Raw genomic sequence first — 3,055 nt, forward strand, 5'->3', positions numbered from 1 at the left:
GTCAGGTAATAGTCCAAAGGTGCGGTTCGCCGCCGGGCGCGGGACGCGCCCGGCGGCTCACCACATCCTACGGGCCAGGGCGCGGTTGGGATGGACCCCTTTGGTCAAGGGATGCTGCAGAAAACGGCGGACCTGGTTGGGGGTTGCCGATACCACAATCGCCCCGGCGGTTTCGAGCACCCGCGCCTGCAATCCGATTTCATGCTCCAGGAAATCCGCCAGCGTTTGGATTGCAGAACGGCGGCCCTCCCGATCGTTCTCGACCGAACGCTTGGGAAATACCCTGTCAGTCAATCTGCCGCGCTCGAAGGCGATTCGGCGCTCAGGCACCTTTACCTCCACGATCAGTGACCGGGCCTTCCCTTTCTCATCGGAAAGCCAGGGTTTCAGGCTGGTGGGAACCGCCGCCTCCGTTGTGGTTTCGGTGGTGAGGCCAGAGTAGGTTGACATATCAGAAGGTCCGCACAGCGGACCCTACTTGATTGATGTAGGGTCCGCTGTGCGGACCGCTTGGATGTTGCGGCCATTTAACATTCGTGTCCATTCGTGGTTCTTGTCCGTAGCGACTCATACCTCGCCGGTCTGAGGCGAAGCCTGGCCGGCCACTTGCCACCAGGGACTCAATAACCGAGCTTTTTGGCAAAGCCGATGGCACGCAGTACGTCCAACCGGCCGAAGCCATAGCGATGGTCCGGTCCCGACTCGCCCAACTCCATTACCGAGCCGATGATAAGGTCCTGAATGGTAGAGACCCGTTCCATGCCGATCTCCTGGTCGCGGATACTGGTCGTGCTCAGGAGCAGGGCAATGGCCGCGGCCACGTGGGGGGTAGCCATGGAGGTCCCGCTGAATGACTGGTAACCGCCACCGGGCACGGACGAATAGACGGCGACGCCGGGCGCGGTCAGCTCGGGCTTGGAGTAAGGCAGGGGCAGATCGGCCGGATCGATGTAGTCGCTCTCATAGATGATCTGGGTCCGGCCCCCCGAGAAGGCGGCCACCCGGTCCCGCGGATCGGTGGCCCCGACGCTGAGGGCAAACAGGTCGTTTCCCGGCGCGCCAGTGGTCTGTTCGCCTTCGTTGCCGATGGCGACCACCACCGGGATGCCGGCCTCGCTGCAAGAGCGGATCGCCTGCGTGTAGGTGGGTGGTGTCTTCGGGTCCATCATCAGGCCGCCCAGGGAGAGGCTGATGACGTCCACGCCCTGATCGACCGCCCAATCGATGCCGGCCAATACCTGGGCATCGGAGCCGCCTTTTTTGCCGTTCAGCACCAGGGCGGCCGCTATCCCGGCCTCCGGGGCCAGGCCGATGCAGCGACCGGAGCCGGCGCCGCCGACCAGGGTCCCGGCGCAATGGGTGCCATGGGTATCGCTGTCATGGGGCCGGGACCCCATCACCTGGTTGCCCGCATAGTCGAACTCGGCCCAGTGGGCGATCTTGCCCTTCAGGTCCGGGTGCTCCGCGTCCACGCCGGTATCCAGCAGGCCGATGGTCACGCCCCGGCCCCGGCTGCTGAAGAGACCCCAGGCGGCCAGGGCGTTGCAGCGCTCCAGGCCCCAGGTGGAGTGCAGGACCTCTTTTTCCTCCACCTCGGGCCGCCGGGTTTGCAGCAGGGCAGGGACGCTCAGGCGACGGTTGAGGTGGATGTCCTCGATACCCGCGACCTCATCGGGGAGCTTCTTAAGCTCCTCCTTGTTCAGCCGCAGCGGCATGGCGCGGGAGGCCCAGAAGCGATTGGGCCCTTCTCCTTTCGGTCCGCTGCTCTTGGAGGTCGGGGCCAGCATCCGGGCCAACGCACCCTGTACGATATGGTTGCCCATCAGGGAACGCAGGCCGGATTCCTGGATATGCTTCAGGGCAAAGGTCGCCGCGCGGGCCTGCTCCAGGCGGGTGCGGGTAGCGACGGTCTTGTCCATGGCCTGGGTCTTGACGGCACCTTCGTCATAGGGCGGTGGCAGCAGATCCCGTGGGGTCAAGGCCAACCGCCGGTGCCTGACGGCCCGGCCGGCGGTCCTGGCCAGACGGGCGGCGATATCCCGGCTCGCTTCCATCTGGACGATCACGTCTATCTCCTCACCGCTGACGGTGTCCAGGATAGATTCCACCTGCTCCTGCAATAGTTTATTCATCGATCTGTACCCTTGCTCTATGTCCTCTGTGGTTTAAACCTTGCGGATTGGCAACTGACACTACCGTTTTTGCGACACCCTCCTAATCAGGGCGCTCCCTAAAGCACCGCCAGAATCCCATTACTCGGCGCGCCTTGTCCCGCCTTGTTGATGGCCAGGACGCGAAAGACGAACTGTTGACCGCTCGGCTGGTCGGTGAGGGTCGCCTCGGTTGTGAGCGCCGTGCCCACATCCATCCAGTCCTCCGAACCCTCCACGCGGCGTTGGACCTTGTAGGCCGCCACCTTGCCGCCGGCGTCCGGTTGCTTCCAATCCAGGAAGATCCAGCCTCGGCCCTGGCGTGGGGCCTCCAGGGTGCGGGTCTGGCCCGGCGGCGCCAGGGCCGTGGCGTCCCGGCGTCCGCCCCAGCCCAGGACCTGGAGGCTCGCGTCGTCGAAATGGGTCACGTTCTCCGCGTATCTCAGGATCATCTTCATCCGGTCCGTCAACGCCTCCAGGGCCTCGTTCTTGCGGTCGACGGCATGGCTGGCCGCCGCCTGTTGCTCCTTGGCGGTGTCCAGGGCGTCGAGAAAGGCGTCGAGCGTCTGCTTGAGTTCCTCTGCGCTGATCGGCGGACTCGGAAACAGGTCCGTGTGGGCCTTGAGCCCGGTGAGGATCTCATGGGCCAGGGATTGGATCTTGGTTTCGGCCTTTGGAAACATCGCCATGATGGTGGTTTCTCCGCATGTGATTGGTCCGGGGCTTCCCGCGGCTAGGGGTCCCGAAAAAGCTCATTCTTTCTTCTGGCTCCCACGCTCCGGCGTGGGAGCAGATCCTGACGCTCCGGCGTCTCTTAAGCCAACTCGGTAGTGCTCAACATGTAGTGATCCAGTTCTGAACGCTCATTGCAAAGTTCCAATCGGACAGGATTCACAGGATTTTCA

3 protein-coding genes are annotated in these 3,055 nt (G+C 63.8%); all 3 read right to left on the bottom strand.

All coding sequences use genetic code 11. The annotated features are described in order from the left end of the window. Positions 1 to 57 precede the first annotated feature (57 nt). Positions 58 to 450 (bottom strand): hypothetical protein, encoded by a 393-nt coding sequence (locus BQ17_RS01755; protein WP_089724023.1) that lies wholly within the window; start codon positions 448 to 450, stop codon positions 58 to 60. Positions 451 to 620: 170 nt separating this feature from the next. Beyond that, positions 621 to 2,132 (bottom strand): S8 family peptidase, encoded by a 1,512-nt coding sequence (locus tag BQ17_RS01760; RefSeq protein ID WP_089724024.1) that lies wholly within the window; start codon positions 2,130 to 2,132, stop codon positions 621 to 623. Positions 2,133 to 2,230: 98 nt separating this feature from the next. Beyond that, positions 2,231 to 2,839, bottom strand: coding sequence for a fibronectin type III domain-containing protein (locus BQ17_RS01765; protein ID WP_089724025.1), 609 nt, complete (start codon positions 2,837 to 2,839; stop codon positions 2,231 to 2,233). Positions 2,840 to 3,055: the final 216 nt, after the last annotated feature.

Source organism: Candidatus Thiosymbion oneisti (assembly GCF_900092655.1).
GTDB lineage: Bacteria > Pseudomonadota > Gammaproteobacteria > Chromatiales > Chromatiaceae > Thiosymbion > Thiosymbion oneisti.

What these genes read in the sequence shown, in the direction of transcription:
- BQ17_RS01755 (WP_089724023.1), bottom strand. Translation starts at nt 450, where the DNA reads ATGTCAACCTACTCTGGCCTCACCACCGAAACCACAACGGAGGCGGCG.
- BQ17_RS01765 (WP_089724025.1), bottom strand. Translation starts at nt 2,839, where the DNA reads ATGGCGATGTTTCCAAAGGCCGAAACCAAGATCCAATCCCTGGCCCAT.
- BQ17_RS01760 (WP_089724024.1), bottom strand. Translation starts at nt 2,132, where the DNA reads ATGAATAAACTATTGCAGGAGCAGGTGGAATCTATCCTGGACACCGTC.